The organism is Streptomyces sp. OZ13, from assembly GCF_052068155.1.
Lineage (GTDB): Bacteria > Actinomycetota > Actinomycetes > Streptomycetales > Streptomycetaceae > Streptomyces.
Window position 1 is genome coordinate 41001 of record NZ_JBQHCZ010000020.1, and the last position, 20326, is coordinate 61326.

The 20326-nt window shown below is 71.7% G+C and carries 20 protein-coding genes; 16 read left to right on the forward strand and 4 right to left on the reverse strand.

Features of this window, described 5'->3' with window-relative positions:
- The first annotated feature begins 15 nt into the window (after nt 1–15).
- Both ACTMTU_RS31765 and ACTMTU_RS31770 read left to right on the forward strand, forming a co-directional pair.
- Complete coding sequence (locus ACTMTU_RS31765; protein ID WP_441266880.1) at nt 16–1044, forward strand: LacI family DNA-binding transcriptional regulator; 1029 nt, start codon at nt 16–18, stop codon at nt 1042–1044.
- Between the two features lie 138 nt (nt 1045–1182).
- Nucleotides 1183–1671, forward strand: a complete 489-nt coding sequence (locus ACTMTU_RS31770; RefSeq protein ID WP_441266881.1) for a flavin reductase family protein — start codon at nt 1183–1185, stop codon at nt 1669–1671.
- A 65-nt stretch (nt 1672–1736) separates the two neighbouring features.
- Here the strand turns inward: ACTMTU_RS31770 and ACTMTU_RS31775 are convergent, their stop codons facing one another.
- Nucleotides 1737–2600 carry a class II glutamine amidotransferase gene (locus ACTMTU_RS31775; protein WP_441266882.1) on the reverse strand — a complete coding sequence of 288 codons (864 nt, stop codon included), beginning with the start codon at nt 2598–2600 and terminating at the stop codon, nt 1737–1739.
- 418 nt (nt 2601–3018) lie between these two features.
- On the reverse strand, nt 3019–5025 hold the full coding sequence (locus ACTMTU_RS31780) for an FG-GAP-like repeat-containing protein (protein WP_441266883.1): 2007 nt from the start codon (nt 5023–5025) through the stop codon (nt 3019–3021).
- Between the two features lie 351 nt (nt 5026–5376).
- On the opposite strand from ACTMTU_RS31780, the gene ACTMTU_RS31785 reads away from it, so the two are divergent.
- Complete coding sequence (locus ACTMTU_RS31785) at nt 5377–5595, forward strand: heavy-metal-associated domain-containing protein (protein ID WP_441266884.1); 219 nt, start codon at nt 5377–5379, stop codon at nt 5593–5595.
- Between the two features lie 372 nt (nt 5596–5967).
- Here ACTMTU_RS31785 and ACTMTU_RS31790 read toward each other — a convergent pair whose 3' ends face one another.
- A complete protein-coding gene (locus ACTMTU_RS31790; protein ID WP_441266885.1) occupies nt 5968–6507 on the reverse strand; it encodes a MarR family winged helix-turn-helix transcriptional regulator in 540 nt (179 codons plus the stop codon).
- A gap of 316 nt (nt 6508–6823) precedes the next feature.
- Between ACTMTU_RS31790 and ACTMTU_RS31795 the strand changes: the two genes are divergently transcribed.
- Both ACTMTU_RS31795 and ACTMTU_RS31800 read left to right on the forward strand, forming a co-directional pair.
- Nucleotides 6824–7435 carry a TetR/AcrR family transcriptional regulator gene (locus tag ACTMTU_RS31795; RefSeq protein WP_441266886.1) on the forward strand — a complete coding sequence of 204 codons (612 nt, stop codon included), beginning with the start codon at nt 6824–6826 and terminating at the stop codon, nt 7433–7435.
- A gap of 44 nt (nt 7436–7479) precedes the next feature.
- Nucleotides 7480–8151 carry an enoyl-CoA hydratase-related protein gene (locus ACTMTU_RS31800; RefSeq protein WP_441266887.1) on the forward strand — a complete coding sequence of 224 codons (672 nt, stop codon included), beginning with the start codon at nt 7480–7482 and terminating at the stop codon, nt 8149–8151.
- Nucleotides 8152–8320: 169 nt separating this feature from the next.
- On the opposite strand, the gene ACTMTU_RS31805 is transcribed toward ACTMTU_RS31800, so the two are convergent.
- Nucleotides 8321–9685, reverse strand: a complete 1365-nt coding sequence (locus tag ACTMTU_RS31805) for an MFS transporter (RefSeq protein ID WP_441266888.1) — start codon at nt 9683–9685, stop codon at nt 8321–8323.
- A 300-nt stretch (nt 9686–9985) separates the two neighbouring features.
- On the opposite strand from ACTMTU_RS31805, the gene ACTMTU_RS31810 reads away from it, so the two are divergent.
- The 11 genes from ACTMTU_RS31810 to ACTMTU_RS31860 all read left to right on the forward strand — a co-directional run bounded on the left by ACTMTU_RS31810 (nt 9986) and on the right by ACTMTU_RS31860 (nt 20250).
- The gene (locus ACTMTU_RS31810; protein ID WP_441266889.1) at nt 9986–11470 is read left to right on the forward strand and encodes an aldehyde dehydrogenase family protein; all 1485 of its coding nucleotides are present in this window, start codon (nt 9986–9988) and stop codon (nt 11468–11470) included.
- Between the two features lie 30 nt (nt 11471–11500).
- The gene (locus ACTMTU_RS31815) at nt 11501–12502 is read left to right on the forward strand and encodes a VOC family protein (protein ID WP_441266890.1); all 1002 of its coding nucleotides are present in this window, start codon (nt 11501–11503) and stop codon (nt 12500–12502) included.
- Nucleotides 12499–13296, forward strand: a complete 798-nt coding sequence (locus ACTMTU_RS31820) for an aspartate dehydrogenase domain-containing protein (RefSeq protein ID WP_441266891.1) — start codon at nt 12499–12501, stop codon at nt 13294–13296. Before ACTMTU_RS31815 ends, ACTMTU_RS31820 begins: the two co-directional genes overlap by 4 nt.
- A gap of 134 nt (nt 13297–13430) precedes the next feature.
- Complete coding sequence (locus ACTMTU_RS31825; protein WP_441266971.1) at nt 13431–14210, forward strand: alpha/beta fold hydrolase; 780 nt, start codon at nt 13431–13433, stop codon at nt 14208–14210.
- Nucleotides 14211–14250: 40 nt separating this feature from the next.
- The gene (locus ACTMTU_RS31830) at nt 14251–14772 is read left to right on the forward strand and encodes a cupin domain-containing protein (RefSeq protein ID WP_441266892.1); all 522 of its coding nucleotides are present in this window, start codon (nt 14251–14253) and stop codon (nt 14770–14772) included.
- Nucleotides 14765–15520: an SDR family oxidoreductase gene (locus ACTMTU_RS31835; protein WP_441266893.1), complete on the forward strand. Its 756-nt coding sequence runs from the start codon at nt 14765–14767 to the stop codon at nt 15518–15520. Before ACTMTU_RS31830 ends, ACTMTU_RS31835 begins: the two co-directional genes overlap by 8 nt.
- Nucleotides 15521–15537: 17 nt before the next feature.
- Nucleotides 15538–16326 carry an SDR family oxidoreductase gene (locus ACTMTU_RS31840; protein WP_441266894.1) on the forward strand — a complete coding sequence of 263 codons (789 nt, stop codon included), beginning with the start codon at nt 15538–15540 and terminating at the stop codon, nt 16324–16326.
- A gap of 9 nt (nt 16327–16335) precedes the next feature.
- Nucleotides 16336–17961 (forward strand): thiamine pyrophosphate-binding protein, encoded by a 1626-nt coding sequence (locus ACTMTU_RS31845; protein WP_441266895.1) that lies wholly within the window; start codon nt 16336–16338, stop codon nt 17959–17961.
- A 57-nt stretch (nt 17962–18018) separates the two neighbouring features.
- Complete coding sequence (locus ACTMTU_RS31850; protein WP_441266896.1) at nt 18019–18954, forward strand: PDR/VanB family oxidoreductase; 936 nt, start codon at nt 18019–18021, stop codon at nt 18952–18954.
- 40 nt (nt 18955–18994) lie between these two features.
- Entirely contained in the window at nt 18995–19231 is a 237-nt protein-coding gene (locus ACTMTU_RS31855; protein WP_441266897.1) for a recombinase-like helix-turn-helix domain-containing protein, read from the forward strand.
- A 2-nt stretch (nt 19232–19233) separates the two neighbouring features.
- The gene (locus ACTMTU_RS31860; RefSeq protein ID WP_441266898.1) at nt 19234–20250 is read left to right on the forward strand and encodes a Rieske 2Fe-2S domain-containing protein; all 1017 of its coding nucleotides are present in this window, start codon (nt 19234–19236) and stop codon (nt 20248–20250) included.
- Nucleotides 20251–20326: the final 76 nt, after the last annotated feature.

The window sequence follows — 20326 nt, forward strand, 5'->3', positions numbered from 1 at the left end:
ACGAGGGGACACAGCATGAACCGCGGCCCGGACGGCAAGCGCCGATCGGTGACGATCCACGATGTCGCGCGTGAGGCGGGAGTCTCCCGCGGGACCGTCTCACGTGTCCTCAACGGAGGTCACTACGTCAGCCCGGCGGCGCAGACGGCCGTCAACAACGCGATCCGCAGGACGGGTTACGTCGTCAACCGGCACGCCCGCTCGCTGATCACCGGAAGGTCCGACTCGGTCGCGTTCCTGCTGACCGAGCCGCAGGAGCGCTTCTTCGAGGACCCCAACTTCAATGTGCTGCTGCGTTCCTGCACCCAGGCGCTCGCCGCGCAGGACATCCCGCTGCTGCTGATGATCGCCGGCAGCGAGGACGAACGCCGGCGCAATCTGCGGTACATCCAGGCCGGGCACGTGGACGGCGTCCTGCTCGTCTCCAGCCACTCCGGCGACCCGGTGGCCGGCGAACTCCAGGCGGCCGGCGTGCCGGTGGTCGCCTGCGGCAAGCCCCTCGGGCAGCAGGCCAGGATCGGTTACGTGGCGGCGGACGACCGGGAGGGCGCCCGCGACATGGTGCGCTACCTGCACGCGTCGGGCCGCCGCCGGATCGCCACGGTGTCCGGCCCGCCGGACACCCCCGGCGGTGTCGAACGTCTCGCCGGCTACCGGGAGACGCTGGCCGAGTGCGGGCTGCCCGCCGACGACCTGCTGATCGCCACGGGCGACTACAGCAGGGCCAGCGGCGAGCAGGCCGCGGAACTGCTTCTCCGGCGGGCCCCGGACCTCGACGCCGTCTTCGTGGCGTCGGACCTGATGGCCCAGGGCGTTCTCGACGCCCTGTCGAGGGCCGGGCGCAGAGTGCCGGAGGACATCGCCGTGGGCGGCTTCGACGACTCGCCCGCCGCGCTGTCGACCCGGCCCCGGCTCACCACGATCCGGCAGCCGTGGGACCGGATCAGCAAGGAGATGGTGCGGATGCTGCTGGCCCGGATCGGCGGGGAGGAACCGGCCGCGCTCATCCTGCCGACGGAACTCGTACGCCGGGACTCCGCCTGACCTACCCCGCCTCCCCGCGCCGCCGCGCGTCCCGCCTCCCCGTGTCGCGCGCCGGTGCGCAGGGCACCCGGGAGGAAACGGCCGCACGGCACGGCGCGCCGGTACGGGGCCTGCGGGAATGTCCGGGAGGGTTTCGCCATGGTGGACGTCAACGGATTCACTGACCTGCTGGACCCTCCCGTGTACCTCGTCACGGCGGCCGCGGACGGGCGGCGGGCCGGCTGCCTGGTCGGGTTCGCCTCCCAGTCCTCGCTGAACCCGGTGCGGTTCGTGGTGTGGCTGTCCAAGGTGAACCACACCTACCGCGTGGCATGCCGGGCCACGTACCTGGGCGTGCATCTGCTCGGCCGGGAACAGCACGGGCTGGCCCGGCTGTTCGGCAGCGAGAGCGGCGACCGCGTCGACAAGTTCGAACCGACACAGTGGGAGCCCGGGGCGCACGGCGTTCCCGTGCTGGCGGACGCCTGCGCCTGGTTCATCGGCAGGGTCGAGGAGCGGGCCGACTGGGGGGACCATGTGGGGTTCTGCCTCACCCCCGTCGACACGTCGGCGGAACCGCTGCCGCGGGGCGCGGTACTGCGCCTGAGCGATGTCCTCGATCTGAGCCCCGGGCACCCGGCGCCCTGATCACGGCGGCACCGCCGCCGTGATGAGGCGAGGCCGCGCCCCGGCCACCGGGGCACCGCCTCGCCTCATGGCACGGTGCTGTGCGGAAGCTGCCCGTCGGCCTCCATCGGAACGAAGGGCCGCACGAAGTCCGACTCCGCGCCGACCGCGCCGTAGCTGCTCTCGGGGAACTCGGTCCACACCCCGGGCAGCCCGCTCAGCGGCTCCGACACGACAAGACGGGTGTCCTCGGAGAGTCCTCTCAGGAACTTCATGTCGGGGTGCAGCGCACGCAGGGTCTCGACCTCGGCGCTGTAGTACAGAGAGCGTGAGCGGCGCTCGCTGGAGTAGCGGAAGGCCCACAGCCGCTCCCCGTCGGCCACCGCGACGGTCATCTGGAGCGGGAAGTCCACGCCGTGCCGGCGGCCCAGGGACTCCACATGGCCCGCCATGCGGGCGACGGCCGTCGGCGGGTCCTGGTCCAGGCCGAAGGTGAGCGCCAGGAAGAACATCACCTCGGAGTCCGTCGAGCCCTCGATGTCGGCGAACAGCGACGGGTCGATGACCATGCAGAGGTCCCTGCGCAGCCGGTGGAAGTCGGCGATGGCGCCGTTGTGCATCCACAGCCACCGCCCGTGCCGGAACGGATGGCAGTTCGTCTGCTGGATGGCCGAACCGGTCGAGGCGCGGATGTGGGCGAAGAAGAGGTGGGAGCGGATGTGCGCCGAGATCTCCCGCAGATTGCGGTTGTTCCACGCCGGTCCGGTGTCCCGTATCACCGCCGGAGTGCCGCCGTCGGGCGTGTACCAGCCGATGCCGAAACCGTCGCCGTTGGTCGTCTCGACCCCCATGCGGGAGTGCAGGCTCTGGTCGATCAGTGAGTGTGCGGGGCGGTAGAGCAGCGAGTCGAGGAGCACCGGCGTTCCCGTATAGGCCACCCATCGGCACATCTGGACCCTCTCCCCTGCTCGAGGCACGTGGGCCCTTCCATCATCACGCGTCGATATCGTTGATCGCCACGCGGGACGGAAGCGGGACGGAAACGGGACGGCGCCGGACACGTGGTGGGAACGCCCCGAGACGTCACCGGATGCGGGGACGCCGTGCGGCGCCCCCGCATCCCCTGGAGCAACTCCGAACCGGGGCCGTCAGCTCGACCCAGCTGGGCCTCGGCCGTTCCCCGCCGAGCGGGAAGGTGTAGCGCCACAGTCAAACCGCGCCGAACCGGCCGCCGCCGGAGCGCGCCACATACACACCGCCCTCGGCGCCGCCGTGATCTCGGCCCCGACACCGGCCTCGGTCCGCCGGGGGGTTCGCCCAGGCTCACGGTCGCCGTGGCGGTACGTACCCCAAGCTGCCGCGTGGGAATCAGACGGACGTCTCACCGGGCAGGCCGAAGAAGTCGTTCCACTTCTGCCGTCCGCCGAAGGCCGTGCCGGTCGAGAGGGCGACGTGCACATCGGCCCCGGGGGTGTGGGAGAAGGAGACGACGTCGTCCCGGCCGTCGCCGTCGTAGTCGCCGACGTACGGGTATTCGCCGGCTCCGGAGATCGCGTCGTGCCAGACGCCCTTGGCGTCGAAGGTGCTTCCGTCGGACAGGGCGACGCGGACGTCGCCCGCCGGGTCGGCGGTGAAGGCGGCTATGTCGTCCTTGCCGTCGCCGGTCACATCGGTCGGGGAGCCGCCGAGCATGACGCCGCCCGCGTCGCCGTAATAGACCTCGACCTCCGCGACGGACGTGAACGTCTTCTCACCGCCGGGCCGTCCGATGACGCGCACTCCGTCGCCCGCCGTGGGATCGAAGGAGAAGGTGTAGGTGCGGTTGGCGCCGGCGGTGCTGTCGTACGGGTACGCGGGTGCGGTGCGACCGCCGGAGACGTCGACCCACTGGTTGTCGCGCCGGACCTGCACCCGCAGGTCACCGGCGAACCAGCCGCCGTCGGCGAACATGTCGCCGGTCGTGTAGACCACCTTGTTCATCATGTACTGGCGCGGCCAGGTGTAGCCCCACCAACTCGCGCTCTTGCGCTCGTCGTTCCAGTCGTCCTCGTTCTGGGTCCTGTCGCCGTCGCTGTAGTACGCGTCCTTGCCGAAGTGCGTGGCGCGCTGGACGGGCACGGTCCCGGGCTCGCGGCCGAGGTTGCGTGCGGGGTCGGCGGCGTTGCCGGGTGTGGTGTCCTGACGCGGTTCCAGACGCAACTGCCGGAGCGAGAAGGTGTACGCCCAGTGGTCGCCGTGCGGGTAACCGCCGCCGCAGGGGCAGACGTTGGACTGGAGCCACATGGATCTGCCGTCGGCGCTGATGTACTTCGACGGGATGGTGGTCGCGTAGCCGCCGTGCTTGCTGTGGGTCCACGGGTAACCGCCGAAGTCCTTGGTGGCGAAGTGCTTCCAGGGGCCCCAGGGGCTGGTCGCCTCGTAGAACTCGAAGGTGTACTCGGTCCACGAGGTGTAGATGTAGCGGTTCAGGGGCTTGTTGTGGACGATGCCGCCCTGGCCGAGGACGGTGGTGTTCCGCACCCGGTTCTGGGTGAAGACGTCCTGGTAGATGTGACGGTCGTCGTGGAGGACGGGCTGTCGCCTGGTGATGTCCGTGGACCAAATCGGGTTCCCCGACGCGTCGAGGCCCGCGGCGTACTGCCAGGCGTTCTCGTCCATCACGGAGCTCTTGTGGACGCGGGCGAGATGCAGGTCGACCGGGTCGGGCACGCTGTCGTCGAACGAGTCACGCCAGTTGTGGTCGAGGCCGTACGCGTAGACGTAGTCGTCCGGGGCGTTGGCGTAGTCCTTGCCGTAGTCCAGGAACATCACCGTGGTGAAGACGCCGCCGCCGAACATCGGCCGGGTGCGGTCCCACGTCCAGGTGCGTCCCTTGTCGGTGGACTTGGCGATGGTCGCGGCGGGCGCGTCGTTGAAGTCGGTCGCCAGGTCCTGGACCGCGAGATAGAGCGCGCCGTCGACGCAGGCCATGCCGGTGGGCTTGCGGTTGTGGTCGGCGGTCCAGATCTGGCTGACGTCGGTGGCGAGCTGGGTGCCGGTGAGGCCGCCGGGCATCCCCGAGATCTTCGCGACGCCGATGTCGCTGTAGTCGCCGCCGAATCCGACGCCGTCGCCGTAGGCGGTGTAGACGCTGTCGTCGTCGGCCCAGCAGTTGGGCCAGAGGTCGCCGTGGTTCTTGTTGTCACCGATCGCGGGAGCGCCTACGGAGGCGGCGGGTTCCACGTCGACCGTGGCGAAGAAGTCGCTCGCGGGCGGGGATCCGGCGGCTGCCGCGCCGGCTCCTGCGGACGCCACGGCGCCGGCCTCCCCGTCGGCGGCCGTGCTCTGCGGCGCGGCGGTCAGCGCTGTGCACACGACCAGGAACGCGGTGGCCATGGCACGGCCGACGATCCGTCGTGTTGGTCTGGGTGGTCGGACGGCTCTGTGCATGGCTTGCTCCCGGTGGGTCGATCAGCTCCAGAAATCGATTTCAGCCGGGACGGTACAAGCGCGACAGGGTCACGTCAACGGTTCCGACAGGAGCGGCCGGTTCCATATCTGAAGGGCCCCCAAATCAATAGAAATGGGACGTTACGCAGGCGATTGACCAGGGTATCCAAGGAAACCACCGCGAAAACGATTGCGCCACGATCGCACCGAGGGGCACAGTCAGGCCTGCCCGTCGATATACCACCAGGGGGTATACACTGAGCCTGACGACGTCCCCGTTCCCAAAGGAGCACCGTGATGGTCCAAGATGTCTACGCGGTCAAGGGCATGACGTGCGGCCACTGCGTCAGCGCCGTGACGGCGGAGGTGGGAGCACTCGCGGGAGTGAAGAGCGTTCAGGTCGACCTCACGTCCGGCGAAGTGACCGTCGCGAGCGAGCAGCAGCTCGCGTACGACGACGTCGCGGCGGCCGTCGACGAGGCGGGCTACGAGCTCACCGGCCGCCACGAGCGGTGAGCGCCCGGAACTTCGAAGCGCTGCGCAGAGCGGCGGCCCACCCGCTGGTCCGGGCCGTCGCGGTGGCGCTGCTTCAGGCAGCCGCGGCGAGACTGGCCGAATCGCCTCCGCGGGCCTCGCGGGCACGACGTTCCGGTGGCGGAACCTGCCCCGACCGGGCGGGAGGCGCCGAGGACCCGCGGTAGCGGATGTGGAAGGGGGCGCGCCCGCGGCCCACTTCCACATCCTCCAGGAGGACCGGCGGCCACGGCCCGGGCTGCGGCGGCGACAGCGACGCACACACCGACGCGATGTTCCCCGCTCCCCCACGCGGAAAGCACCGGGTGCCGTCAAGGATCGCGGGGGCTCCGGCGCCGCCCGGCCGCCGGATGCTCACTGGGCAGCGGCGGCCGTCTCGTCGTCCGACGCGAGGATCGACTCCTCCAGTTTGCGCAGCAGCCTCGCGACCTGCCGGCGCTCGGACGGCGACAGCCCCGCGAGCATCCGGCGTTCGTTGTCGAGGTGCTCCTCGAAGACGGTGTCGACCGTCGCCAGGCCCTTGTCGGTGAGCCGCGAGTAGACGACCCTGCGGTCGTCCGCGTCCCGCTCGCGCACGATGAGGCCGTCCTTCTCCAGGCGGTCGATCCGCAGCGTCACTCCGGCCGACGACACCAGCCCGGTGTCGGCCAGCTGGCCCGCCGTCAGCCGGTACGGCGCCCCTGCCCGCCGCAGAGCGGTCAGCACGTCGAAACCGGCGACGGACAGACCGTGCCGCTCGATCGAGGCGGTGAGTCTGTTGCTGTACCGCAGGAAGGAACGGTGCAGCCTGGCCAGGACCTCGAGCGGACTCGTGTCGAGCTCCGGTCGTTCCCGCGCCCAGTCCTGGATCACCTGCGCGACGGCGTCCCGGTCCGCCGGCCTCGATGCAGCCATCCTCATCCCCTCGTACGGCTCCGCCGGACAGCCGCACGGCTTGTCACGGCACTGAGAATCTTACCGCTGAGGTGATCGGCCGGATCGGCCGAGGGGACGCCACGGCGGACCGGCCGCAGGCCTTCACGGCCGTCGCGGCGGGCCGGGTCGCGGTCAGGCCGGGGAGCGGCGGGTCGGTATCCGCAGGGCCAAGAGCGCGACGAACGCGGCCGCCGGACCGCTGCAACCCTCTTGCATGTTCTATGGCATACCCCATAAGTTACCGACAGGTAGCCCGCCTGGCGGGTCGCCTTACCGTGAGGAAGGTGGTGGGCGGGTGAGTCCGCGCAAGAGTGACAGCCGTGAGCGGATGATCCTCAGTGCCGCCGCGCTGCTGCGTGAGTACGGGGCGAGCGCGACCAGCGTGGACCGGGTGCTCGCGCACAGCGGTGCCCCTCGGGGCTCGGTGTACCACCACTTCCCCGGCGGGCGGGCGCAACTCATCGACGAGGCGGTGGCGCTGGCGGGGGACTTCATCGCCGGTCTGATCGATGCCGCCATGCAGGCGGACGATCCGGCGGAGGCCGTCGACGCGTTCTTCCTGCTGTGGCGTGACCGGCTGGTCGAGAGCGGCTTTCGGGCCGGCTGTCCGATCGTGGCGGTCGCTGTCGAGACCAACGACGACGCGCCGCAGCTTGCCCGCTCCGCGGCCGCCGTGTTCGCCCGCTGGCAGGAGGCCCTCGCGGCGCTCTTCCTGCGGCACGGCCTGGCCGAGGAACGCAGCCGCCGGCTCGGCGCCTTCATCATCGCCGCGGTCGAAGGCGCGGTGATCATGTGCCGGGCCGAGCAGAGCACCGCCCCGATCGAGGCGGCCGCCGCCGAGATCCACGACCTGCTCCTCCACGCCCTGCGTGACCGCCCGGCTGCCGAATCCGGGCCCCGGCCGTAGCTCGCAGTCCTTTGCCCACGTCAGCTCAACCCGAAGGAGTCGCCATGCCCTCGCTCGACCGTCAGGACAAGGTCTTCGTCCTCGACCTCGGGGACGGAGAGAACCGTTTCCACCCCGACTGGATCACCACCGTCGGTGCCGCGCTCGACGAGGTGGAGAAGGCGGAAGGGCCCCGCGCCCTGGTCACCGCCGCCACCGGCAAGTTCTACTCCAACGGGCTCGACCTGGAGTGGCTGTTCGCCCACGCCGACCAGCACCAGGACTACGTCGTCTCCGTCCACGAGCTGTTCGCGCGGATGCTGTCGCTGCCGGTCGTCACGGTGGCCGCGCTGCAGGGGCACACCTTCGCCGCCGGCGCGATGTTCTCCCTGGCCCACGACTTCCGCGTGATGCGCGCCGACCGCGGCTACTGGTGCCTGCCCGAAGCGGACATCAACATCCCCTTCACGCCCGGCATGGCGGCGCTCATCCAGTCCCGGCTGGCGCCGCAGACCGCGCACGAGGCCATGCTCACCGCCCGCCGCTACGGCGGCGCCGACGCCGCGGCCACCGGCATCGTCGACCAGGCGGTCACCGAGGACGCCGTGCGCTCCGCCGCGATCGAGATCGCCCAGGCGCACGTGAACAAGGCCGGCGACACCCTGGGCACCATCAAGGCCCGCATGTACGGCCCGGCTCTGGCCACCCTGCGCGACACCACCGACCCGCTCGGCTGAGCCGGCACCTCACCGACCGTGCCACCCGCCCCGGGACGTTCCCCCCGGGGGCGGCCGACGCACGGCGGCGGCACCACCAGCGCCTGCGAGGAGAACCGGACTGCGGGCCGGGGCCCCGGGGCGGTGATCACCGCCCCGGGGCCCCGGCCCGCACCGGACCCGCCGCGTGTCAGGAGTTGAGCTCCTCCAACGTCCGGCCCTTGGTCTCGACCGCGAACCAGGCGATCACGGCGCCCACCGCGGCCACGACCGCGAGCTGCGCGAAGACGAGGGACAGGCTTCCGCCCGCGCCGATGATCGCGCCGACGGTGACCGGGCCGATGATGACGCCGAGGCGGTTCCACAGCCCGCCGAACGCCGCGCCCTTGGCCCGGTTGGAGGTCGGGTACAGCTCCGGCGAGTACAGGTAGAGCCCCGCGTTGATCGCGTACAGGAAGAAGGTCGTGCAGGAGGCGAAGAGGGCGACCTGACCGCCCGACGTGGCGCCGGCCAGTGCGAGCACACCGAGGGACAGCACGCTGCCGCCGAGCGCTGCCACGAGCGCCGCCCTGCGGCCCATCCGGTCGATGACCATGGCGACCACGAAGGTGCCGAGCAGTCCTGTGACGTTGCTGAGCAGCGTGTAGACCAGCGCGGTGGTCAGATCGAGGCCGAAGTGCTGGGTGTAGAGAGACGGCAGCCAGGTGGAGATGCCGTGGTTGACGTAGTACGCCACGAACCACAGGCCGGACAGGACCGCCGTGCGGCGCAGGTAACGGCCCTTGAAGATGTCGCCGAGCCGGCCGCGGCCGGTGTCCTCCGTGACGTCCGCGGCGGGCAGCGGCAGCGGTTCCGCGGTGGCGCGGGAGACCTGCGCCTCGATGCGGGCGATGGCGGCCTCGGCCTCCTCCGTGCGACCGCGGGCCAGCAGCCAGCGCGGGGATTCCTCGACATGGCGGGGCAGCGCGGCGGCGATGAGTACAGGCAGGGCGCCGATGAGGAACATGGCGCGCCACCCGAGGTTGGGCACCACCCAGACGGCGACCAGGGTGGCCGCGGCGAGACCGGCGGGAAAGATCATCTCGTACAGCAGGACGAAGCGGCCCCGCTTGTCGGAGCGGGCGATCTCATTGATGTACGTGGCCGCCACGGGCACCACACCGCCGATGCCGAGCCCCTGCACGAACCGGAACAGCGAGAACGTCTCGATGCTGTCGGAGAAGGCGACGGCGAGGCTGGCGAGGCCGGTGACGCCGACCCCGAGGGCCACCGTGCGCACGCGGCCGACCCGGTCGCCCATCCACCCGGCGCCGATGGCGCCGATGAGCATGCCGATGGAGGCGGCGGTCACGGCGAAGGTGGCCTGGCCTGTGGTGAGGTTCCATTCCTTCATCAGGACGGGCAGGGCCGAGGCGGCCAACAGCTGGTCGAACGCCTCGAAGAAGGTGACGGCGCCGATCAGGAACCGGACCTTGACGTGCCAACGCGAATGCGGCAGTCGTTCGAGTCTCGCGGCTATGGAGCCAAGGGCTGGCTTGCCGGCCACAGTCGTCATTGGTGGGTCCTTCCGCGAACCAGAGGAGTTGCGGAGACAGTAGGTTCCTATATCTAAGCGGTCAATGGTTAAGAGCTTAGAAACCTGGAAGCCACACGCTCGCCCTCATCCTCTGCGCCGACAAGATCAAGCTCAAGCCATGGCGGGCAACGATTTCACCTCGGGCCCTTGCGCCGAGAAACTTAAGCGCTTAGATTTCTAGCACTTCAGGAACGACGCAGAACCCGGCCGGCCCCGGCCGCGTCCGGTGCCCGTCCGCCCGAAGTCCCCCTTCCCGCCGCCTCGTCCGGAGGTCCCGCCGTGCCCACCGTCCCCACCGACATCCTGATCGCCGGCCAATGGCGGCGCGGTGCGGGTGAGCCGCTCGACACCGTCGACCCGGCGACCGGCCGCGTCCTCGCCACCGTGAGTTCCCCCTCCGCCGAGGAGGTCCGGGAAGCGGCCGAGGCCGCCGCCCGCGCGGCGGCGGAACCGGCCTGGCGCGACCTGCTCCCGCACGAGAGGGCCCGGCTGCTGCACCGCATCGGTGACCTCATCGAGCAGAACACGGACGAGTTGTCCGCGCTGCAGACCTCGGACACCGGCAAGACCCTCGCCGAGACCCGCGCCCTCGCGCTCAGCGCGGCCGGCACCTTCCGCTACCTGGCCGCCGCGCTCGAGACGGCCGAGGACACCCTCACGCCCTCCCGCGGCCCCTACGTCACGATGAGCGTCCACGAACCGATCGGCGTCGTCGGCGCGATCAACCCGTGGAACTCCCCCGTCGCCAGCGACGCCCAGAAGCTCGCCCCCGCGCTGGCCGCCGGGAACGCGGTGCTCCTCAAGCCCGCCGCCTGGACCCCGCTGGTCTCGCTCGCGCTCGGCCGGCTGATCACCCGGGCGCTGGAGGAGTTCCGGCTGCCCACGGCACTGCTGTCGGTGCTGCCGGGCAGCGGCCGGGTGGTCGGCGACGCCATTGCGCGCCATCCGCTCGTCGCCCGTATCGGCTTCACCGGGGGAACCGCCACCGGCAGGTCGATCGCCGCCGTCGCGGCGGACAAACTGATCCCCGCCTCGCTGGAACTCGGCGGCAAGTCCCCGACGATCGTGCGCGCCGACGCAGACGTCGAACAGGCCCTCGCCGGCGTGCTGTTCGGGATCTTCTCGTCCAGCGGCCAGTCGTGCATCGCCGGTTCCCGGCTGTTCGTCGCCCGCGAGATCTACGACTCCTTCGTCGGCGAACTGGTGGAACGCGTCCGCGCGCTGCGCGTCGGCCCCGGAACGGACCCCGCCACGCAGGTCGGCCCGCTCGTCCACCACCGCCACCGCGACGCGGTCGCCGCCTACGTCGACCTCGCCCGCTCGGAAGGCGCCCGCGTGCTGTGCGGCGGCTCGGCCCCCGAGGGCGAGCGGTACCGCGACGGCGCGTACTACCTGCCGACCGTCCTCGACGGCCTGCCCAACACCTCCCGCACCTGCCAGGAGGAGATCTTCGGTCCGGTCCTCGTCGCCCTGCCGTACGACGACGAGGACGACCTCGTCCGCCAGGCCAACGACTCCGTCTACGGACTCGCGTGCGGCATCTGGACCCGCGACGCCCGCGCCGCATGGCGCCTGGCCCGCCGTATCGAGGCGGGCACCGTCTGGATCAACACGTACAAGCAGTTCAGCGCCTCCACCCCGTTCAGCGGATGGAAGGACAGCGGCCTCGGGACGGAGAAGGGCCGCGACGCGATCCGCGCCTACCAGCGCCAGAAGTCCCTGTACTGGGGCACCTCCGCCGCCCCGCTCCCCTGGGCCAACTGACCCGGCACGCCTGCCCGTCTGGAGAGACTCATGCACCGTCCACCGCCCGGTCCGATCGCCCGGCTCCGCTCACTGCGCTACGTCGAACTGCACACACCCGCCTTCGCCGAGGCCGCCGGCTTCTACGAGGAGGTCTGGGGTCTGACGAGCGTCGAGTCCGACACCGGCGCCCGCTGGCTCCGCGGCACCGGCGACGAACACCACGTCCTGCACCTCACGGAGCGGGACCGGGTGGGCCTCGGCCGGCTCGCGTTCGCCGTCGGCACGCCCGCCGAGGTCGACGAGGCCGCCCGCCGGCTCTCCGCACACGGGATCGTTCCCGTCTTCGGCCCCGGCCCGCTCGAGCAGGCCGGCGGCGGCTACGGGCTGCGGTTCACCGACCCCGAGCAGCGGCTGATCGAGATCAGCGCCCATGTCGAGGCCGTCGCTCCCGGCGTGCGTGACGCCGCCGTCCCCGTCGGCGTCACGCACGCCGTTCTCAACACCACCGACATCGACGCAGCCGTGGCCTTCTACTGCGACGTGCTGGGGCTGCGGGTCTCCGACTGGTCCGAGCACCAGATGGCGTTCCTGCGCTGCAACGCCGACCACCACTGCATCGCCTTCAACCGGGCCGAGTGGACCTCCCTCAACCACGTGGCCTACGAGATGCCCTCGGTGGACCACTTCATGCGGGGCCTCGGACGGCTGCGCCACCACGGCATCACACCGAAGTGGGGACCCGGCCGGCACGGCCCCGGCAACAACACCTTCTCCTACTTCACCGACCCGTCCGGCCTGGTCTGCGAGTACACGTCGGAGGTCGCCCAGATCGTCGAGGACGCCTGGATCGCCCGCGTGTGGCGACGGGTCCCCGAACTGTCGGACCTGTGGGGCACTGCCGGGCCGCCCTCGAAGGAGATCCGCTGCCACATGGCGGGCACGCCGGACCCGGGACCGCTCGCCGCGCCCGTCGACGCCGCGACGCGGAGCAAGGACCACGCGGACGACCACACCGGCCGCACCGACCACGCAGAGGAGAACGCCGCATGAGCACCGTGCGCAAGGTGGGCATCGTCGGCTGGGGCGCGATCGGCCGGGTCGTCGGCGCCGCTCTCGCCGAGGGCCGGGTGGGCTCCGCCGAGCTCGTCCGTATCGTCGACAACCGCCCGCTCGGCGAGGCGGCGCCCGCCGCGCAGGTCTCCTTCGAGGAGGCCATCGAGCACTGCGACCTGATCGTGGAGGCCGCAGGGCAGGGCGTCGTCCGCGAGTGGGGCGAGCGGGTGCTGGCCTCCGGGACTGACCTGCTGATCGCCTCGACGGGTGCGCTGACCGACGAGGAGCTCGCGAAGCGGCTGCTCGCCGCCGGACCCGGACGGGTGTACTTCACGGGCGGCGCGGTCGGCGGCCTCGACCTGCTCCAGGCCGCCCGCTCGCTGGGCCCGCTGGAAGATGTCCGCCTGACCACCACCAAGCTGCCCGGCACCCTCGAACAGCCTTGGATGGACGACGAGTTGCTGTCCCGTATGCGGACCGCGACGGGACCGGTCGTGGTCATGTCCGGCACCGCGCGGGACGTGCCCGTGAAGTTCCCCAAGTCGACGAACGTGGCCGCCTCGGTCGCGCTGGCCGTCGGCGACCTGGACACTGTGCGGGTCCAGGTCGTCGCCGACCCGGCGGCGCACCGCACCCGGCATGTGGTCGAGGCGTCCGGCGCCCTGGGGGCGTACCGCTTCGAGGTCACGCATCTGCCCGACCCCCGCAACCCGGCGACCAGTCGGATCGTCCCGTACGCGGTGCTGCGCTCCCTGGCGGCGATCACCGGCCGGACGGGGCAGATCCTGTGAGCGCCCGCACCGGCATCGATGTCGGCGTGGCTGGGGACGTCCGGACGGACGGCTTCCCCGGGTCGGGCGCACACGGGAGCGGCATCCATGTGGCCGGCGTCCACGGGGCCGACCCGCCTGTGGCCGGCGCGCACGTGGCCGGCGTCCATGTGGAGGAGGCCGGCGACCAGGGGCCGCTGCTGCTGTGCCTCCACGGCATCGGCTCGTCGTCCGCCGCCTTCGCCCCGCAGCTCGCCGGACTGTCCCCGTACGTCCGGGTCGTGGCCTGGGACGCACCCGGGTACGGCAGGTCCCCCGACCCCGAGGGCCAGCTCACACTCGACGACTACGCGGACGCGGCGGCCGCCGTCATCCGCGAACGCGGCACGAGCGCCCATGTCCTCGGCGTCTCCTGGGGCGGTGTGATCGCGCTGCGGCTCGCCACCCGCCACCCCGGCCTCGTCGACTCACTGATCGTCGCCGACTCCGGTCCCGGTTCGGGCACGGACGCGGCGAAGGCGGAGGGCATGCGGGCGCGGGCCGCCGAGCTGGCCGAGACCGGCCCGCGGGCCTTCGCCGAGGCGCGCGGCCCGCGGCTGGTGTCGCCGGGCGCGCCGGCGGACCTGGTCCGGCGTGTGGTCGACACGATGGCCGCGTCGGTGCGGCTGCCGGGTTACGCGTACGCCGCCGAGTCCATGGCATCGGCCGATCTGCGCGCCGAACTGCCCTCGATCATTGCGCCCTTGCTCGTCCTGTGCGGCGACAAGGACACGGTCACCGGCATCGAGGCGAGCCAGGTGCTCGCCGGAGCCGTCCACAGGTCCGCCTACGTGATCGTCAAGGACGCCGGTCACCTGGCCAACCAGGAGCAGCCGGGCCGCTTCGACGCCTGGGTGCTCTCCCACCTGAGGATCACCGCGCGCATCCCTGAGTGATCCCGTCCCGTCAACGCCCCGTCCACAAGGAGCAGTCACCATGCCTCTGACCACCACCGAGTACGACAACGGCGGCGACCTCGCCTCGTACACCGACTCCCTCATCGCCACCAAGGACTCCCGTGTGGCGGACTTCGGCACCCTCTCCTTCCAGGAGAAGGCCGGCCCGCAGTACCGCCGCGGCCAGATCCGCTACGTCGGCTCCGGCGCCACCGGCAACCACGAGAACGACAGCCGCATCCTGCCCTCCGGCGGCTTCACCTTCTCCAACATGCTGCTGCCGCCCGGCGCCGAGGGCCCGGCCCACACCCACCACGACGTCGAGGAGGCCTTCTTCGTCCTCGAAGGGCAGGTCCGCGTGGGGATCCACCGCGGCCCCGACGAGGTCGAGTACCGCACGCTCGGCTACCGCGACATGATCGTCGTGCCGGCCGGTGTGACCCGTTCCCTGAAGAACGAGGGCGACACCGACGCCTTGTTCTGCGTCGTCATCGGCACGCAGAAGCCGCAGGTGCCGACCTACCCCGAGTACTCGCCGATGCACGGCGTCACCCGTGACTGACACGCCCCTCACCGGTGTGCGCACCGTCGTCGTCACCGGGGCGGGCCGTGGCCTGGGACTGGCCATGGCCCGCCGGGCCGGCGAGGACGGTTTCCGGGTCGTCCTCGCCGAGCTGGACCGGGAGACGGGCGAGAAGGCCGCCGCGGAACTGCTCGCACGGGGCCTCGACGCCCACTTCGTGCATTGCGACGTGGCCGACCCGGCGTCGGTCGCCGCACTGGCCGGCGCCGTGCGGGAGTTCGGTCCGCTGTACGGCCTGGTCAACAACGCGGCACTGGCCAACGGCGTGGGCGGCAAGGAGTTCTGGGACATCGACGTCGAGGTGTGGGACCGCCTGATGACGGTCAACGCGCGCGGCCCCTGGCTGGTGTCGAAGGCCCTGTACCCGCAGCTCACCGCCCCGGGCCGGATCGTCAACATCGCCTCGGACGCCGCCTTGTACGGCTCGCCGCGGCTGTCCCACTACATCGCCTCCAAGGGCGCCGTCATCGCGCTCACCCGCGCCATGGCCAGGGAGCTCGGCGACAAGGGCATCACGGTGAACGCCGTCGCCCCGGGTCTGACCGAGTGCGAGGCGACGGAGAGCGTGCCCGCCGAGCGGCACGACCTCTACCGCGCCAACCGGGCCGTCTCCCGGCCGCAGCAGCCGGACGACCTCACGGGGATCGTCTCGTACCTGCTCGGCGAGGAGTCCCGCTATCTGACCGGACAGGTGATCGCCGTCAACGGCGGCTTCACCATGAACTGAACCAGGAGAACCGAGTTATGGATCTGGGCCTCGCCGACCGCACGATCGTGGTCACCGGCGGCAGCTCGGGCGTCGGCCTGGCCACGGTCCGCGCCCTGCTCGACGAGGGCGCCCGCGTCGCCACGTGTGGCCGCGACGCCGGTCGGCTGGACAAGGCGGCCGCCCGCCTCGGCGCCGCACCCGACCGGCTGCTGACCGGGGTGTGCGACGTACGGGACGCCGCAGCGGTGCGGGACTTCGTGCTGCGCGCCGCCGGGCATTTCGGCGGCATCGACGGGCTGGTCAACAATGCCGGCCAGTCCCGGATGAAGAGCCTCGACGAGTCCACCGCCGACGACTGGCGCGACGAGCTGGAGCTGAAGTTCGCCGGGGTGCTCAACCCCCTGCACGCCGCGCGCCCGTATCTCGCCGCCTCCGACGCGGCGAGCATCGTCAACATCAACGCGGTCCTCGCCAAGCAGCCGGAGCCCCGGCTGATCACCACCAGCGCCGCCCGCGCCGGCATCCTCAACCTCTCCAAGTCCCTGTCGTCGGAGCTCGCCCCCGACGGCATCCGGGTCAACTCGGTCTGCCTGGGCCTCGTCGACACCGGCCAGTGGACCCGCAGGCACGCGGCGGCCGGCTCCGGCACGAGCTACGAGGACTGGCAGGCCGAACTCGCCGCCGACCGCGGGATCGCGCTGGGCCGCCTCGGCCGGGCGGAAGAGGTCGCGTACGCGGTCGTCGCCCTGCTCTCCCCCCGTGCCTCCTACATCACCGGCACCTCCATCGACGTCTGCGGCGGAGTCGGCCGCTCCATCCTCTGAGGAGACACCATGCGTCACGACACCGGAGGCGATCTCCTCGTCGCCGTCCTGCGTGAACTCGGCATCGACACCGTCTTCGGCATCGTCAGCGTGCACAACCTGCCGCTGGTCGAGGCCGTCGACCGCGATCTGCGATTCGTGCCCGTGCGGCACGAAGCCTCTGCCGTGAACGCCGCCGACGCCTACGGGCGTGCCCGCGGCGGCATCGGCTGCGCACTGACCTCGACCGGCACCGGCGCGGGCAACGCGGCCGGTTCGCTGATCGAGTCCCTCAGCGCTGGCAGCTCCGTGCTGCACGTCACCGGCCAGGTCGAGAGCGAATACCTCGGCAGCGGCCGGGGGTTCATCCACGAGACCAAGGACCAGCTGGGCATGCTGCGCGCCGTGTCGTCGTACGCGGCGAGCGTGCCCGACACCGCGCAGGCCGGCCGGATCCTGCGCGAGGCGGCGCGCGCGGCGCTCGCCGTGCCGGGTGGTCCGGCGAGCGTCGAGTGGCCGATCGACCTCCAGTACGCGGCCCAGTCCGACGCTCCCGCCGAGCTCCCCGCACCGGCCCTCCCCAGCCCCGGGGACGGCGAAGTCGCCGTCGCCGGCGCGCTGCTGGCCTCCGCACGCCGCCCGCTGATCTGGGCCGGCGGCGGAGCCACCGGTGCCCGCGGCGAGCTCGTACGGCTGCTGGAGGCCACCGGGGCGGGCCTGCTCACCTCCAACTCCGGCCGCGGGGCGGTCCCGGAGGACCACGGGCAGGTCGTCGGCAACTTCGCCACCACCCCCGCCGCCCGCGCGCTGCTCGCGGACGCGGACGTCCTGCTCACCGTCGGTACGCACTTCCGCTCCAACGAGACAGCCGACTACACGCTCGGGCTGCCCGCGGCCCACATCCAGATCGACGCCGACGCGGCCGCGCTCGGCCGCGTCCACCCGGCGACGCACGGCCTGCACGGCGACGCGGCCGTGGTCCTCGGCGCCCTGCTGCCGCACGCCAGGCAGGCGGAGGCCGGCTGGGTGGAGCGGGTGGGGGCCGTACGTACCGAGGTGCGGGCGGCGCTGCACGACGGCATCGGCCCGCAGGCCGCGATCTGCGACGCGATCCGTGCCGCGCTGCCCCGGGACGCGGTCGTCGCCCGTGACGTCACCATCCCGTCCAGCAGCTGGGGCAACCGGCTCCTGGAGATGTACGACCCGAGGGACAACGTCTTCCCGCGCGGCGGCGGCATCGGGCAGGGCCTCGGCATGGGGATCGGCGCGGCGCTCGCCCGGCCCGGCGCGCCGACCGTGGTGATCGCCGGTGACGGCGGTCTCGCCGTCCACCTCGGCGAGCTCCTCACCCTCGCCCAGGAACGGCCGCGTCTGACGCTGATCGTGTTCAACGACGGCGGCTACGGCGTGCTGCGCAACATGCAGGACCGCTACGGCGAGCGGCGCTCCGGCGTGGACCTCAAGGCGCCCGACTTCGAGCTGCTGGCCCGCGCCTGCTCCCTGCCGTACCTGCGGATCTCGGCCGAGGAGCACGCCGCACCGGTGATCTCCGAGGCGGTCGCCTCCGACGGGCCGACGCTGGTCGAGGTCGATCTCGAGGCGCTCGGCCCGATGAAGAACCCGTTCACCCCGCCCGTGAGGATCCCGGGCCGGTAGTTCCGGACCCTCGAATCCCGCCCGTACTGCCCACTGCCGGTAAGGAGGCACCAGGCCATGAGCGAGAACACGCTGCAGCTGATCGTCCGACGTATGACATGGGAGGCCGAGGGCGTGCTGTCCGTCGAACTCGCCCACCCCGACGGCAAACCCCTGCCGGCCTGGACGCCCGGCGCGCATCTCGACGTCCACGTCGGCGGCCAGGTCCGCCAGTACAGCCTGTGCGGTGACCCGCACGCACCGGACGTCTACCGCGTCGGCGTCCTCAACGAGCCGTCGTCGCGCGGTGGTTCGCGGTATGTGCACACCACGCTGCGTCCCGGTCAGACGGTGACCGTGTCCGAGCCGCGCAACCACTTCGCCCTGGAGGACGCCGAGGGCTACGTCTTCGTCGCCGGCGGCATCGGGATCACACCGCTGCTGGCGATGGCCCGGGACGCGGGCCGCCGGGGTGCGGCGTGGCGGATGGTGTACGGCGGGCGGAGCCGCGCCTCGATGGCGTTCACCGCCGAACTCGCCGCGTTGGGCGGCGATGTGACGCTGGTGCCGCAGGACGAGCAGGGCCACATCGACCTGGACGCGGCGCTCGCGGACCTCGGCGAGGGCACCCTGGTCTACTCGTGCGGCCCCGAACCGCTGCTCGCCGCCGTGGAGGGCCGGTGCCCGGAAGGCCGGCTGCGGCTGGAGCGGTTCGCCGCTCCAGTCGTGGAACGCGACGGCGACGACGCGGCGTTCGAGGTCGAGTGCCGCGCCTCCGGGGTGACCCTCAGCGTCGGCGCGGACGCCTCGATCCTCGACGCCGCCGAGGCGGCCGGCCTGAGCGTGAACAGTTCCTGCCGGGACGGCATCTGCGGTACGTGCGAGACGCGGGTGCTCGACGGCACCCCCGAGCACCGCGACTTCCTGCTCAGTGAGGCCGAGCACGCCTCCGGCGCCACGATGATGATCTGCGTCTCGCGGTGTGCCTCCGGCCGGCTCGTCCTCGATCTGTGACCCCGTGGCCCCTCTTTCCCCCGCACTTTCAGGAGACACCGTGACCGACACCGCCACCGGCGCCTGGCCGTACCTGGACGTCCACCAGTCCCGTACCCACGAGCCGACACCGTACGAGTACCGACTCGCCGCCACCCTCGAGGAGATCTTCACCGAGGAGGGACACGAACTGGCCGACGTGGTCCGCGGCCTCAACGCGCGCAAGGTCCACGCCGCCGACGGCACGCCGTGGACCGAGAAGACCTTCCGCGCCGAGATGAACCGACTGGGAGCCTGACCATGACGCTGTCGACGTCCGCCACCGCGGACCACATCTACGCCAACGGGCTGCGCAACCAGTGGCACGCCGTCGTCCCCTCGCACTTCGTCGCCCCGGGCGCGATGCGCAAGGTGACCGCCCTCGGTGAGCAGTGGCTGCTGTTCCGCCGCTCCGACGGCGCCCTGTCGATGCTGGCCGACCGCTGCCCGCACCGCGGCGCGCCGCTGTCGCTCGGCAAGCACCTCGGGGACCGGGTCGCCTGCTGGTACCACGGCGTCGAGGTCGAGACGGACGGCACGGTCTCCTCCGTGCCGGGCCTGCCGGGATGCAACCTGGAGGGCAAGAAGCTCGTCACGTCGCTGCCGGTCCGTGAGGCCGCGGGCGCGATCCTCGCCTACTTCGGCGACGAGGAGCACCCGGAGCCGCCGGAACTGGTGCTGCCCGAGCCGCTGACCGATCCGGGCACGGACGCGTTCCTGTGCTACGCGGAATGGAACGTGCCGTGGCGGTACGCCATGGAGAACCTGCTCGACCCGATGCACGGGGCGTTCCTGCACCACGAGTCGCACACGATGTCCGACGGCGACACCACGGCCAAATTCCGCATCCGGGAGACCGACCGCGGCTACTTCTTCGAGAAGACCGATCAGCGGGGCGTCAACTTCGACTGGGTGGAGCTGTGCCGGACCGGTGTGGACTGGGTGGACCTGTCCATCCCGTACCCCCCGTCCGCCGGCCCGGGCGGACCGTTCGGCATCGTCGGCATGGCCTGCCCGGTCGACGCCGGACGCACCGGGGTCTTCTTCTGGCGCTACCGCCGGGTCGAGGGCTGGCAGCGCGACACCTGGCGCTTCCTCTACAGGACGCTGATCGAGAAGCGCCACTGGGAGGTGCTGGAGCAGGACCGGGTGATGCTCGAGGCGATGCCGGCCGACGCTGACCAGCAGGAGAACCTGTACCAGCACGACCTGGGCGTGGTGCGGCTGCGCCGGCTGTTCCGGGCGGCTGCGGAGGAACAGTCCTCCGCGGGCGCCTGAGCGCCGAACGGGCCGCCCGCAAAATGACGCCTGTAGGGCCGGACGCGGCGGCGGACGCCGCGTCCGGCCCTTCGGG

What these genes read in the sequence shown, in the direction of transcription:
- ACTMTU_RS31790 (WP_441266885.1), bottom strand. Translation starts at nt 6,507, where the DNA reads ATGGCTGCATCGAGGCCGGCGGACCGGGACGCCGTCGCGCAGGTGATC.
- ACTMTU_RS31845 (WP_441266895.1), top strand. Translation starts at nt 16,336, where the DNA reads ATGCGTCACGACACCGGAGGCGATCTCCTCGTCGCCGTCCTGCGTGAA.
- ACTMTU_RS31775 (WP_441266882.1), bottom strand. Translation starts at nt 2,600, where the DNA reads ATGTGCCGATGGGTGGCCTATACGGGAACGCCGGTGCTCCTCGACTCG.
- ACTMTU_RS31800 (WP_441266887.1), top strand. Translation starts at nt 7,480, where the DNA reads ATGCCCTCGCTCGACCGTCAGGACAAGGTCTTCGTCCTCGACCTCGGG.
- ACTMTU_RS31805 (WP_441266888.1), bottom strand. Translation starts at nt 9,685, where the DNA reads ATGACGACTGTGGCCGGCAAGCCAGCCCTTGGCTCCATAGCCGCGAGA.
- ACTMTU_RS31770 (WP_441266881.1), top strand. Translation starts at nt 1,183, where the DNA reads ATGGTGGACGTCAACGGATTCACTGACCTGCTGGACCCTCCCGTGTAC.
- ACTMTU_RS31840 (WP_441266894.1), top strand. Translation starts at nt 15,538, where the DNA reads ATGGATCTGGGCCTCGCCGACCGCACGATCGTGGTCACCGGCGGCAGC.
- ACTMTU_RS31830 (WP_441266892.1), top strand. Translation starts at nt 14,251, where the DNA reads ATGCCTCTGACCACCACCGAGTACGACAACGGCGGCGACCTCGCCTCG.
- ACTMTU_RS31815 (WP_441266890.1), top strand. Translation starts at nt 11,501, where the DNA reads ATGCACCGTCCACCGCCCGGTCCGATCGCCCGGCTCCGCTCACTGCGC.
- ACTMTU_RS31780 (WP_441266883.1), bottom strand. Translation starts at nt 5,025, where the DNA reads ATGGCCACCGCGTTCCTGGTCGTGTGCACAGCGCTGACCGCCGCGCCG.
- ACTMTU_RS31820 (WP_441266891.1), top strand. Translation starts at nt 12,499, where the DNA reads ATGAGCACCGTGCGCAAGGTGGGCATCGTCGGCTGGGGCGCGATCGGC.
- ACTMTU_RS31860 (WP_441266898.1), top strand. Translation starts at nt 19,234, where the DNA reads ATGACGCTGTCGACGTCCGCCACCGCGGACCACATCTACGCCAACGGG.
- ACTMTU_RS31765 (WP_441266880.1), top strand. Translation starts at nt 16, where the DNA reads ATGAACCGCGGCCCGGACGGCAAGCGCCGATCGGTGACGATCCACGAT.
- ACTMTU_RS31850 (WP_441266896.1), top strand. Translation starts at nt 18,019, where the DNA reads ATGAGCGAGAACACGCTGCAGCTGATCGTCCGACGTATGACATGGGAG.
- ACTMTU_RS31785 (WP_441266884.1), top strand. Translation starts at nt 5,377, where the DNA reads ATGGTCCAAGATGTCTACGCGGTCAAGGGCATGACGTGCGGCCACTGC.